This window comes from Paenibacillus sp. WC2504 (genome assembly GCF_052682475.1).
Genome location: NZ_JBQZFH010000001.1, coordinates 6,207,243 through 6,219,425 on the forward strand (window position 1 = coordinate 6,207,243; position 12,183 = coordinate 6,219,425).

Genomic DNA, 12,183 nt, shown 5'->3' on the forward strand with positions numbered 1-12,183 from the left:
TAATAATTCGATTAAACACCCGCAGGGAGATCTAAAGTTACCGGTTGAATGCTCGATTCGACAATGGGGATGGTTTGAACGGACGTTCCATTTTTCCGTACAATGACGATTTTCCCAACACTAACTTCTTGATGTCCATGACCATGCAAAGGAATTGTCACTAGCTTTTGAATATCAGAAACCTTGATATTGCCAGCATCCCCATAGCCCGTGACCGTGTAAAGCAGTTCTTTTTGAGCATTGCCTTGATATTCTTTGATATGTTCGACATAATTGGTACTGCTTTCCCGCCCAAAAACGGTTCCATTGACAGGAGGCATGTCATCACTGTAATAAGTATTTGCGCCATAGAACAGGTGGACTTCTACGCCATAAATATCATTAGATTCAACGAAATTTTTCAAATTAATATCCAGGTTGTAAGTATTCGGATTTGAACTTGTCTCGTTTAATGTCGCTGTTAAACTCACAGCCGGCACTGGCGTATTAGGCGTTCCTGGATCAGGATTACCTGGATTTGTATTCCCGCCAGAGCTGCCTCCGGAATTCGAATCTCCGACGGTCGGTGGTGTTACCGGCGGCTTAACAGTTTCCGACGCCTTCAACTTCGCTAATGCATCCGCTTTAGCCTTTTCCTCGGCGGCTTTCGTAGCTGCCTCTAGCTTTTTCTTCTGCTCTTCCAGCAGTTTAAGCTGCGCCTCCAGCTGCTTCTTCAGCTCAGCTTGCTTTTTTTCCTGTTCAAGCTTCTTTTTCAATTTCTCAGCTTCAAGCTTCTTCAAAAGCTCTTGCTTTTGTTTCTCTTTTTCAGCATCTACACCCGCAGTTTTATCTAAATCCTTCACTTTGCTTAAATCTAATTTCTTGTTTTCCTCAGAAATCTTTTTATTGGCCTCTGCAATCACTTTATCCATTGCAGATTGATCCAGTTTCTTTTCAGCCAGTGCTTTTTTCGCAATATTTCCGATTAAATTATCGAAATTTTGTTTCACTTTATCGAGCTCATCCGTGCTTTTCACGACTAAATTCTCATCATCGGTTACATTGCCTTCGGCAAGCTCTTTTGCTTTTTTGGCAATGAAATCCTCATTTTCTTTATCGATTTCCGCTTTGTTCAGAATGAACTCTTTGATAACTTCAGGCGATGCCTGCTTTACGAAATCATCCAGATCGAGGAAATCCACTTTCAATGCCAAATCCTCAGTTTCACCTCTGCCATCAAGTGAAATTTGTTGCGTTGGATACAAGTAGGTAACAGCTGTTTTCTGCTCCGAATCCTCGCCCGTTGTTACCGTAGAAGCAGATACCTTACCTGCCCCAACCGCCATTTTGATGGCACCTGTTACCGGATCAACCATCACAAAAAACTGCGTTCCCCGAACACCCATGACGGCAGTTGGCGTTTCCACTTCAAATTCATCATTGGAACCGGCTAATGATTTCACTTTGACCCACAGGGAACCTGCCCATACTTTAAGCTTGGACTTCTTGTTTCCATCCGAAGTGTTGAGGTCGGACACATTGATTTCCGCATTTTCCCCCAAGGTTACATCCGCATCTCCGTTGCTTAAATTAAGCGTTACAGATGAGCTCGCACCCGTATAAACTGTATCCCCTTGATTTAAACTCATACTCTCATAAACATCGTATGTTTTGGAGCCTCCGCCTTTTTTGACAGTTACTTCTCCAGATAATGCCGATACCACTGCTACCCTAACGGTTTTAGCGTCTACAGGCTTAACAAGCAGCACGGAGATCAAACTAAATATCAAACTTAAGCTTAAACATAATGAGACAAATGATTTCTTGGACATCCCCACATTAGCTTCCTCCCTAGTTTCCAACTTTACAGATTCCCGATTACTTCATATACCGCTACGGGTTTTTCTTTCCCTTTTACTTTGATTTCACCGATAGACGCAATTTCAAAAAGGTCTTTGACCCGCTCATACGTCTGCTCGCTAATGAGAATTTGCCCTGGCTTTGCATTCGATTCCAGACGTGCCGACAAATTCACGGTATCTCCGATAGCCGTATAGTCCAAACGAAGATCTTCGGAGCCAATGTTCCCGACTACAGCAGGTCCGCTATTGATTCCCAGACCGAATTTCACGCCGATCCCGTATTTCTCAATCAATTTCTGTTCAAGCACATTCGCCTGCGACTTCATTTCAATCGCTGCGCGAACAGCCATTTCCGGGTGATTGTCATATTCAATAGGTGCACCGAACATAGCCATAACACCATCACCTATGAACTTATCAAGCGTTCCATTGAATTTAAAAATCGCTTTCGTACATACATCCAAATATTCGTTCAAAACTTGAATGACTTGTTCGGGCTCCAACCGCTCTGACATTGGCGTAAACCCGCGAATATCAACGAATATCAGAGATATATCCTTGCGGCTTCCCCCGAGCTTGACATCTTCTCCAGATTGCAACAGCTCGTCTACTACCGACTTTGAAACAAATCTGCCAAAGATCCCTGTTACCCGATTGCGCTCTTTGCGCTCATCCAGGTAATGACTTACCAATGACCATATGTATATCGTGACTAACGCAAATTGCGGATAAACGAGTGGTGCAAAAGTTGAACCCGCAATATAAAAGGCTAACCATACGCCTCCATAAACCACGAACAAACCAATGAAAATAAATAGTGCGGTTTTCCCTTTGAATCTCTCAAATAAGTAAATAGCTAGTAAGGAAGTAAGTAGAATAAGACCAATTCCCACTGGTGTACTTGCATCTTTATAAAATTTGCTTTCCAACAAAGTTTGGATCATATTGGCATGGATTTCGATCCCAAACATTTTGACAGAACTGATCGGCGTAGGATATTCGTCCTGCATCGCTGTCACGAAAGGGCCCACCAATACAATACTGCCTTGCAGAGGCAAAGGATTTTTGCTATTCAAAACATCCACAAATGACAGCATCTCGTAACCGGTAGTAGCATCTACCTTCTGTCTAGGCAGCGTGAAAAACTCCGTCGTTACTTGATTTCTTTCATTCGTCGGCAAAACGACACTGCCGCGTCTCCATCTCCCCGTCGCTTCATCTCTCTTCACCTTCTCATTGTCGTCAAGAACGAGATTGGCAAGGGCGACGCTGAAAGCTGGTATGAAAGTCCCATCCTCATCCGGCAATCCAACCGGAAGCTTTCGTGCTTTTCCATCTTTATCGACAAACACATTAATATGCGCCATCTGCTGCTTATTTGTGGTTAAGGTTGTCGTTGGGTAGTCAACTCTCTCAGGCACAAGATCTCCTGCTTGCTGCTGTTTGGAGGGGTAATTGATTTGAACGGGCAGGATAACATTATGATATTTGGCTAGCACGTCAGCCAATGCCTTATCGTCTGCGGGGTTTTTGGAAGGTTCAGCTAAGACCACGTCTATGCCGATTGCAGCTGCGCCGGATTGCTCCAGCTTTTCTATCAGTTGGGCGTAGGTCGTTCGGTCCCACGGGAATTTCCCAATTGCTTTTAACGATTTCTCGTCAATCTTGACGATTTTGATCCGATCCTCAGGTTGGCGTTCTTCCACTGATTTGGCCTTACGCAACACATCTTGAAGGGGACCCTCAATAAAATAAAATAACCCGCTCGAGTTTACCGTGTAGAAATATGTCGACAACAGCATCAACACAAGTCCTGCTGCCAACGTATTGATCCATTTCTTTTTACCCATAAGAGCCTCCCCATGCATACTAGCTTCATTGTAAGATGGAGGGAAACAATTGGCAATGAATTGTTACAAAAAAATACAAATTGTAGCAGAAAAAAAGCCCAGTTCCTTTACAGGAACCGAGCTTTTTCGACATATTGTGGAGCACGCCACAAGTTTGGTTATGATTAGTTAAAAGGTGAATCCGCAACTTTGATGGAATCAGTTGGGCAACCATCTTGTGCATCCTGTAGATCATCAAACAGATCTTCTGGGATTTCAGTTACCCCTTTGTTGCCATCTCCATCAAAAATCACTTCTGCCAAGCCCTCATCATCGTAATCATAGATGTCTGGTGCTGTAGCTCCGCAAGCGCCACAAGCAATACAAGTATCTTTATCAACGAATGTATACTTTGCCATAGTTTAACTCCTCCTCATTTTATCCTCATTGTAAAATATAATATAAATGAGGACAAAGTTCAAACCTTAAAATGGATCTGCCTTAAAATACCTTTCAACAAAGTCTGCGAGAGCAAAAATGTCATTCAAATCAAGCATGGGCAGGGGTGATATCCGAGAATCCAGCGTCTCCATATCCGTTGCAATCGCTACAGGCTCGTGTTCTAGAGCTTGAATAATTTCACTCTGCTCTATTGTACGAAAGACAGCGATCTTTGGATGCTTTTCCCGCTTAAATCCTTCAACAAAAACATAATCCATGTGAGCATAAGCATTGATTTGCTCTTGCAAGTCAGGCTCGCTTTTTTTCTCATAGACATGAATAGAATCAGTAGAGATTGTTACGACAGCTTCCGCACCGGACTGCACAAAAATCGTAGAATCTGTTCCGGATGCTTCCTTATAGTGTCCATGTGCATCATGTTTCAATACAGCGACCCGTTTGCCGCGGCGTTTCATTTCAATGACTAGTTTAGCAATCAGGGTCGTTTTGCCGCTGCCGGAATATCCGGCAAAACCGATACAATGTGCCATAGTTGCCTCACTTTTCCTCTTCCTTATGCAGCGGATTGTTCTTCAAATGATCCATCTGCAAGGAAGTTCCTCTTGACTTATGGTTTCTAATAAAAGCAGAAGGGTCGTCACTCATCATACCAGCCGTCAGAATCGCATTCTCTCCAAACTTATCTCGGAGTCCATCCATGATCTTATTTAAATTTTCGCGTTTTGGCTGCTTCTCGTAATCAAATAAATCAAGCTGCACGAACGTCTCTTCTTTGCTTGTTAGATTTTGCAAGGTAATCCCCAACAACCGGACAGGATTGCCATCCTCCCATTGATGATCATATAGTTGGCAGGAAGTTCTATAGATATCATCCATATGCTCCGTCGGCGTAGGCAAAGTAACGGATCTCGTAATCGTCCTCATGTCCGGATCACGGATAGTGATTTGGATCGTCGACGTCATCAGCTCCTGCTTCCGAAGCCTTCTAGCCACCTGATCTGCAAGATTCAAGAAAACGCGGTGAATCTCTTTTCTTTCTATATAGTCCCTAGGCAGCGTAGTCGTATGGCCGATAGATTTGCTTTGCTCTTGCTCGGGATTAACCGGCGAGTTATCGATCCCATTCGCCGAACGCTTTAGATGTGGGCCCATAACGCCAAAATGCTTGCTTAGCAGTAACTCGTCGCCTTCCGCCAGTTGACCCAGTGTAAAGATGCCGAGCTTTGTCAGCTTGTCCGCTGTCTTTTTGCCGATGCCATATAAATAGTTGCACGGTTTGTCCCATAAGACAGTAGGCACGTCCCGCAGGCGCAGAACAGAGATGCCATTCGGTTTTTTCATATCCGAGCCCATTTTAGCTAATAATTTATTTGGTGCAACGCCAATGGAACAGGGCAACTGCAGCTCATTCATAATCCTTTGCTGGATGGTACCGGCAATTTCAAGCGGGGTCCCGAATTGTTTGGATCCTGTAATGTCAACAAAACACTCGTCAATCGACATCGATTCGACCATGGGGGAATAGCTGTAGGCGATTTGCATAAACCGTCTTGAAAAGCTGCGATACAACTCAAAATCAGGACGGATAAGCATCAAATCAGGACATATTTTCAACGCTTGTCCAACCTGCATGCCTGTCTTAATCCCCATCGATCGAGCCGCATAAGAGGAAGTAACAATGATCCCTCTGCGGAGCTCGACGCTTCCTGCAACTGCGATGGGTTTACCTCTATATATTTCTGGCTCGACAGCCTCATGGACCGAACAATAGAATGCATTCATATCGATATGCAAAATAACTCTGCCTTGCTTGGGATAGTGATGCTCGACCGTCGTCATTTCACAACCCCTTCCATATTCAAAAAACTAGATGAAAGTCATTTTCAGCATACAAAAAAATATGGGTTCAAGCAAACGCATTTTTGAGTTATGATGTCATTACCCGTAATATTATGTTATAATCGTAAATTATACATTAGCGCTTTAAAGCAAGCATATTAACCTACACATACGTATCCAAGTCATTTTTGCTAGCTTTTGAAGGAGGAACCCATGCCAACATCAGTCAAAATCTTCGACACTACCTTACGAGACGGAACTCAAGGAGAAGGCATCAGCCTATCTGTTGAGGATAAAATTAAAATTGCCCGTAAGCTCGATGAGCTTGGGGTTCATTATATTGAAGGCGGATGGCCGGGCAGCAACAGCAAAGACATCGAATTCTTTGAGCGTGTCCGCGACATGAAGTTCACCAATGCCAAGATCACCGCCTTCGGAAGCACTAGGCGCAAAGATTCTCTTGCTTCAGATGACATTAATCTGAACAGACTTGTTGAGTCAGGTGCGCAGGTAGCAACCATCTTCGGGAAGTCATGGGACTTCCACGTGCATACGGCTATTCAAACGACGCTCGAAGAAAACTTGGCCATGATCTATGACTCCGTTCTTTTTTTGAAAAGCTCCGGATTAGAAGTCATTTATGATGCAGAGCATTTCTTTGACGGCTACAAAAACAACCCGGAATACGCTTTGCAAACGATCAAAAAAGCCCAAGAAGCAGGTGCAGACTGGATCGTATTATGTGATACCAATGGAGGTTCGCTTCCTGGTGAAGTAACCGCAATCGTGACGGCAGTGAAGCAGCATGTATCAACGCCTGTTGGCATCCATGCACATAACGATTGCGAGTTAGGTGTAGCCAACAGCCTTGCTGCCGTTCAAGCTGGTGCCGGACAGGTTCAAGGTACGATTAACGGCTACGGCGAGCGCTGTGGGAATGCGAACTTGAGCTCGATTATCCCTAACCTTCAACTGAAGCTGGGATACCACGTTATCACTGAAGAACAATTGAAAACATTAACACCGGTTTCCAGGTATATCAGCGAAATTGCCAACATGCATATGCCGATCAACCAGCCTTATGTCGGCAACGCTGCTTTCGCCCACAAAGGTGGTATTCACGTATCTGCAATTCTTAAAGACGCAAGCACGTATGAGCACACGAAACCAGAGCTTGTCGGTAACAAACAGCGCGTCCTTGTCTCAGAACTTGCCGGCCAAAGCAATGTGCTTGTCAAAGCGCAAGAGCTGAACTTAGACTTCGATAAAGAGCATCAGAAAACCAAAGAAGTGATCGAGAAGATTAAAGATCTGGAACATCAAGGCTACCAGTTCGAGGGTGCTGATGCGACACTTGAGCTGCTGCTGCGTGAAGCATTTGAAGGGCTTGAAGAGATCTTCACTTTAGAATCATTTAAAATGCTTGTTGAGAAATCCGCGAACCAATCCGTCGTATCGGAAGCCATCGTTAAGGTTAAGGTGCATGGCGAAACAATCTACACCGCGGCTGAAGGAAACGGTCCCGTCAACGCCTTGGACAACGCTTTACGCAAAGCGCTAATCCAGTATTACCCGGATATTAAGAACATCCACCTATCCGATTATAAAGTTCGTGTCCTTGACGAGAAAGGCGCAACAGCCGGTAAAGTTCGTGTCTTGATGGAAACAACAGACTTTAACACCACCTGGAATACGCTAGGGGTCTCCAGCAACATCATCGAAGCCAGCTGGTATGCGCTAGTGGACAGCTTGCGTTATGCACTGATCAGTAGACAACGTGTTGAGCCCGCTAACAAAGAGCAGAACGAGCGACTTGGTTTGATCAATCACTAAGACTAACACACAGACAAAAGCTGCAAATTGGCCCTCTGAGGCTAACTTGCAGCTTTTTTGTCATCCCTTGATGAGACCCGCAATCTTCTTATCCAACTCTTTTGGCGAAAGCACGTGAATAACCTCACGGACGACGCCATTTTTGTCAATCAGAAAACTGGTTGGAATCGCAACAACCCGGTACGCATCCGCGTTCGTTCCCTGCTTATCTAACAGCACTGGGAAAGGATATTTATACGTTTCCACGAACTTCTTGATATTCTCCATTTTATCCCCAGGCGTCACATTCACCGCGTACAAATCAAACTGTCCTTGGTATTTGTTATATACATTCACCAGATCCGGCGCTTCTTCCTCACACGGACCACACCAGGATGCCCAAAAATTAACGAGCAAAGGCTTCTCGCGCGGACCACCAATCGTGTACGCCTTTCCATCAAGCCCAGTCAAGGTAAACGAAGGGGCAAGGAAATTCACCTGAGGCGCTTGTTCTGTCGGCATTAGGGTCTGTTTATTCTTATGCTGGGCGTTTTGATAGATAGCTATCCCGGCTAATACGACGACCAATACGATCACAAATACATTCTTCTTCAAAAATGTGTTCACCTCCATTGTCTATATTATCTCCAATTCAGCCTAATTTCCAACATCGGCAAATCAACAAAGTATGCTTTCCCCATTTAAGGGAAAAGTAAGTCTACCAATTGCTCTGAAAGGAATAATCAAAAGTGAACAAAGTTGCAACATCCAACCCCAGAACGAAAAACAGATTTAGCGACCATGCCAGCAACGGCTCGAACAACTCGTCAAACAACAAATCGAACAGCAAATCCAAGGATAAGTCAAGCAAAGGGTCCATATGGGAATATATTGCGTTAGCAACAATTCCTTTAGTTCTCGTCTTAGGGAATTCCATGCTAGTCCCCATTTTACCTGATCTACAGGAAAAAATGGGCATCTCCCGCTTCCAAAGCTCCCTTGTCATTACACTTTTCTCGATTGCAGCAGGCGTCATTATTCCGGTATCCGGCTATTTGTCAGACCGCTTTACACGGAAATCCGTCATCATTCCATCACTTATCGTGTATGGGGCAGCCGGTGTTCTGGCAGGCTTCGGGGCTGTTTGGCACTCTTACCCCATCCTAATCATCGCACGTGCCATACAAGGCCTTGGAGCGGCTGGTACAGCCCCTATAGCCATGGCATTAGTTGGCGATCTGTACAAAGGCGGAGACGCAAGTAAAGCACTAGGGCTCATAGAAGCTTCAAATGGAGCAGGCAAAGTGGTAAGTCCGATATTAGGCTCATTACTTGCCATGATAGTCTGGTTTGCCCCTTTTTTCGCGTTTCCGATCTTTTGTGTATTAGCTTTACTGGCTGTTATTTTCATGATTAAAGAACCTCCGAATGAAAAAAAAGCAGAGCCTCTAGGCACCTACTTAAAACAAATCAGAGATATTCTTCGAGAAAAAGGGCGTTGGCTTATCCCTGCTTTTTTCGCCGGGTCAATTACCTTATTCATTCTGTTCGGCGTTCTCTTTTATTTATCTCAAATCCTAGAGGAAAAACCCTACAGCATCGAGGGAGTCCGCAAAGGGCTCGTACTGGCCATTCCCTTGCTTTGCATGGTTATAACCTCGTACACAACCGGCGCCAAAATCAAACAAAATGGCACCTTGATGCGATGGCTAATGAATATCGGACTGATTTTGATGACAGTCTCCTTAACATTAGCGATCTTTCTCAATACGAACCTGTATGTGTTCATAGGACTTCTATCGCTCAGCGGTATAGGCACAGGACTCCTGCTACCCTGTTTAAACACCATGATCACCGGTTCCGTGGAACGCGATCAGCGTGGTATGATCACGTCTTTATACAATAGCCTTCGCTTTATCGGTGTGGCATTCGGTCCTCCATTATTCGGATGGCTCATGAATATGTCGCATAAAACCTTGTTCATAACAGTAGCCTCCATGGCTTTCCTGATGTTAGCACTCGTCTTTTTCTGTATCAAACCGAATGAAGAACTAAAAGAAAAAGCATGATATACTAGCCTCAATCTTAGTCGTATTTTAAGGTGGAGGCGCCAATGGCCGTATATTTCAAAAAAGAACTCTTCAATCAGCTGCTGCAATTCAGTCAGCAAAAGATGCCTGAGGAAGCATGCGGCCTCATTTTAGGCAAATCCACGAGCCCAAAAGAAGAGCTTCTAGCCTCTTCTTTTGTTCCCATGCGGAATTGCTCCACCAAGCCTCGAATTCATTTCGAGCTGGACCCGGCGGAGATGATTCCCTATCTAACAAATAGCCATAACCCTGTAATTGGCTTATTCCACTCACACCCAACAGCTTCCGCGGTTCCTTCCGCCGCGGACCTCCAAACCCTTTGGCATACGATTCCTACTCATTGGATTCTGTCTTTGGCAAACCCAGACAACCCTGAGTTAATGGTTTATCAAATAAAAAAAGCCTCATTAACCAGTTATCACAAACTCGCGTTTGTAATCGGTCAATGATGGCTCAACAGGGCGTACAGATCACCCAACGTATCGACATTTCTCGCTTTGATCTCTTCCATAAATCGAGACCACAGCTCTGCTGTCATCAAGGAATCCTCTAGGGCGTGATGACGCTGAGTAACAGGAATATCATAGGCATGAAGTAGAGAGTCTAAGCTTAAATTTTTTCTTTTTGGCATCAGCCACTTCGCAATCATCATCGTATCCAGCACACGATGAGACAAACTGACCTTGGAAGTTCGCCAAAGCGCAGAATTCAGAAAATTTTTATCATGCCCGGTTGCATGAGCTACCAAAATTCGCTGCTGCACAAATTCCAGAAAATCGCTCAAAACGCCGATCAATTCAGGCGCATCCGCTACCATTTCATTCGTAATCCCTGTTAATTCAACGATGTCTTCTGGAATTTTACGTTTCGGATTTACCATACTATAGAAGGTATGATCTCTCTGAACTTCACCGCCAATGACGGAGACGCCGCCAAACGAAATAATTTCATCGCCATTATAAGGAGAAAAACCTGTCGTTTCCAAATCAAAAACTACAATTTCCATCGAGTGCAGCGGTATTTCAAACAGGGAATCCTTCCGCTGTTCTTTTAACATGGAGCGAATAAAAGCCATCTGCTGGGCACTTTGCACATCAAACATAGAGGTTATAGCCGGTGTCAGCCCTCCCATTTTGTACAACTGCCACATACGTCCGCCAGGCCGCATATCTTTCATCCCAATCCACCTCTCCCACACAAGAAAAATGCAATCCGATCTTTCTAACCCTTTTCTCTCTCTATGTGTGAAACAATCGATCTTTTGACATACTTCTGCAATTCAATTCCGGCACGTAAACATTGTTTCAGTTCCAGTTTGACTTCCTTGGTTAATTGATCTGCCCCCAGCTTTCCTCTGGTTGTATACATGTCATGCTCTAATTGGAATGGTGTCAAATCCCTAAGCCTAAGCGCTACACCGAATGCCTCTGACCACTCATCTGCCAACTGATCTGGTATAAAACCACTTTCCTTTAGTAACTTTATCCTTTGCAACGTGGATGAGTGCATGATTCCCGCTTGAATAGCAAGCAGACGAATGCCGTTCACGATAGGAATATACGCACCATATTTGATATCAAAACCACCTGCATCTTCGCCGTACCTCTCCGTGATCAACTGCCCAAAAACGCCTAACGATATTTTGTGGTGGAGCGTATTCGATAATAAATCGTTCAGAATGCCCGAGTTCTCCCGAACATAGGTTGAAAACGTAACTTTCAGTTGATCGACCAAATTTTGCGATCCGTATATACACCGCATATCCGCCATGATGAGCAGATAACGAATATTTTCCCACTCTGGTTCCTGCAGCCATTCCAGCATCATTTGGGTATATTCTGTTAACGGCTTACGCCATTGTATATTGCTAGAAACAACATTACCTTCACACGGCGGGTATCCTAACGCGTCTAGACCTTTCAAGATGCAATCAACCAATTTAATGAAGTATTCTTCTACTTCTTCCTTTGGATGCTGATCGCTTTCCCCATATACAAGCCCGTTGTCCTGATCGCTCCAAAGGGTTTGTTCACTTCGCCCACCGCTTCCGTACAGGATAAAAGCATACGGCACAGGCGGTTTCCCAAAGCCTTCATCTTCTAAAATGTGTTCAGCAAGCTCGATCGTTCTCTGTATAAAAGCATCATGAACAGCGTTCACTTTTCGACCTAATTCAGGTGTATGAGAGAAAAGGAGATGCTCCCGAAACATCTCATGCACCTGATCTCTGGTTATTCGCATCTCATCGAACTGTTCCGATAGGTAGATGCGCTCCAGGATCTGTTCCATTGAGAGATGTTTCATGTTGCA

General features: G+C 44.5%; 11 protein-coding genes. 3 read left to right on the forward strand and 8 right to left on the reverse strand.

Annotated elements, in window-relative coordinates:
- Window positions 1–11: 11 nt before the first annotated feature.
- The 5 genes from ACUN27_RS27950 to ACUN27_RS27970 all read right to left on the reverse strand — a co-directional run bounded on the left by ACUN27_RS27950 (window position 12) and on the right by ACUN27_RS27970 (window position 5,971).
- Complete coding sequence (locus tag ACUN27_RS27950) at window positions 12–1,811, reverse strand: FecR domain-containing protein (protein ID WP_445559966.1); 1,800 nt, start codon at window positions 1,809–1,811, stop codon at window positions 12–14.
- A gap of 32 nt (window positions 1,812–1,843) precedes the next feature.
- Window positions 1,844–3,691 carry a CHASE2 domain-containing protein gene (locus ACUN27_RS27955; RefSeq protein ID WP_445559967.1) on the reverse strand — a complete coding sequence of 616 codons (1,848 nt, stop codon included), beginning with the start codon at window positions 3,689–3,691 and terminating at the stop codon, window positions 1,844–1,846.
- A 164-nt stretch (window positions 3,692–3,855) separates the two neighbouring features.
- Window positions 3,856–4,089, reverse strand: a complete 234-nt coding sequence (locus ACUN27_RS27960; protein WP_127454548.1) for a ferredoxin — start codon at window positions 4,087–4,089, stop codon at window positions 3,856–3,858.
- Between the two features lie 66 nt (window positions 4,090–4,155).
- Complete coding sequence (mobB, locus tag ACUN27_RS27965) at window positions 4,156–4,662, reverse strand: molybdopterin-guanine dinucleotide biosynthesis protein B (RefSeq protein ID WP_315954159.1); 507 nt, start codon at window positions 4,660–4,662, stop codon at window positions 4,156–4,158.
- A gap of 7 nt (window positions 4,663–4,669) precedes the next feature.
- Window positions 4,670–5,971, reverse strand: coding sequence for a DNA polymerase IV (locus tag ACUN27_RS27970; protein WP_315954160.1), 1,302 nt, complete (start codon window positions 5,969–5,971; stop codon window positions 4,670–4,672).
- A gap of 213 nt (window positions 5,972–6,184) precedes the next feature.
- Between ACUN27_RS27970 and cimA the strand changes: the two genes are divergently transcribed.
- On the forward strand, window positions 6,185–7,804 hold the full coding sequence (gene cimA, locus ACUN27_RS27975; protein WP_315954161.1) for a citramalate synthase: 1,620 nt from the start codon (window positions 6,185–6,187) through the stop codon (window positions 7,802–7,804).
- Window positions 7,805–7,864: 60 nt separating this feature from the next.
- Here cimA and ACUN27_RS27980 read toward each other — a convergent pair whose 3' ends face one another.
- Window positions 7,865–8,398 carry a TlpA family protein disulfide reductase gene (locus ACUN27_RS27980; RefSeq protein WP_315954162.1) on the reverse strand — a complete coding sequence of 178 codons (534 nt, stop codon included), beginning with the start codon at window positions 8,396–8,398 and terminating at the stop codon, window positions 7,865–7,867.
- A gap of 134 nt (window positions 8,399–8,532) precedes the next feature.
- Between ACUN27_RS27980 and ACUN27_RS27985 the strand changes: the two genes are divergently transcribed.
- Together ACUN27_RS27985 and ACUN27_RS27990 are read left to right on the forward strand one after the other, a co-directional pair.
- Window positions 8,533–9,852, forward strand: coding sequence for an MFS transporter (locus ACUN27_RS27985; protein WP_418936915.1), 1,320 nt, complete (start codon window positions 8,533–8,535; stop codon window positions 9,850–9,852).
- Window positions 9,853–9,896: 44 nt separating this feature from the next.
- Window positions 9,897–10,322, forward strand: coding sequence for a M67 family metallopeptidase (locus tag ACUN27_RS27990; RefSeq protein ID WP_326061637.1), 426 nt, complete (start codon window positions 9,897–9,899; stop codon window positions 10,320–10,322).
- Here ACUN27_RS27990 and ACUN27_RS27995 read toward each other — a convergent pair.
- Window positions 10,316–11,050 (reverse strand): exonuclease domain-containing protein, encoded by a 735-nt coding sequence (locus tag ACUN27_RS27995; RefSeq protein ID WP_127454562.1) that lies wholly within the window; start codon window positions 11,048–11,050, stop codon window positions 10,316–10,318. The two genes, ACUN27_RS27990 and ACUN27_RS27995, sit on opposite strands and share 7 nt — an antisense overlap.
- Window positions 11,051–11,094: 44 nt before the next feature.
- Entirely contained in the window at window positions 11,095–12,177 is a 1,083-nt protein-coding gene (locus tag ACUN27_RS28000; protein WP_326061638.1) for a DUF294 nucleotidyltransferase-like domain-containing protein, read from the reverse strand.
- Window positions 12,178–12,183 lie beyond the last annotated feature (6 nt).